The 645-nt window shown below is 72.2% G+C and carries 1 pseudogene; it reads right to left on the bottom strand.

Features of this window, described 5'->3' with window-relative positions:
• Positions 1-645: pseudogene (locus IE225_RS32735) on the bottom strand (hypothetical protein); the annotation flags it as partial.

The following is a 645-nucleotide window of genomic DNA, read 5'->3' as shown; positions in this document are numbered from 1 at the left end:
CTTCCCAGATCAGGACGCGGGCGCGCTTGTCGCGCGCGCCGGTCTCGTCGAGGCAGCGCTCGGCGAGGCGGGACAGATCGGCCGGCGCCCACTCGTCCTCGCCGTGCTCGCGGTCGACCCACGTCCCGTCGGCGTCGCGGGTGTCGACGCGCCACGAGTAGCGGGTGAACCCTGCGGCGGCGCGGCGCTCCTTCTCCTGCCGGATGAACTGTGCGACGCGGCTCGTCGTGTAGCCGGTCTGCTGGGCGATCTCGTCGGGGCTCATGCGCTCGCGGGCCTTGTAGGCGATCCGCGGCATGGCATCGGCGAGGGCGGCGGCCACGCCCCGAACGATCCGCACATCGGTGAGGTCAAACTCGTCGGCGAGGTCGTCGAGCAGGCGGTCGAGGTCGCCCTGTTCGGCGCGACGGGTGGCGTTGCGGTGGGCGCGGGCAACGCTGATCAGGTTCGAGCGGCTGAGCGTGTGCCCCCACTCGTCGTCGGGGTCGCCCCCTGCCGCGATGATCTCGGCGCGGCGCTCACGCTCGTACTTGTCGAACAGGGCGTACATGGTGGCCGTGAGGCGTCCGGCGGCGGTGTCGACGGGTACGCCCCGGGCGTTCAGTTCGTCGGCGATCCGCTGGAAGCTGCTGGGGTCGTCGAGGG

Source organism: Streptomyces echinoruber (genome assembly GCF_014651135.1).
GTDB lineage: Bacteria > Actinomycetota > Actinomycetes > Streptomycetales > Streptomycetaceae > Streptomyces > Streptomyces echinoruber.
Note: the sequence above shows the minus strand (reverse complement) of the source record. Positions and strands in the feature narration are given on the sequence as shown.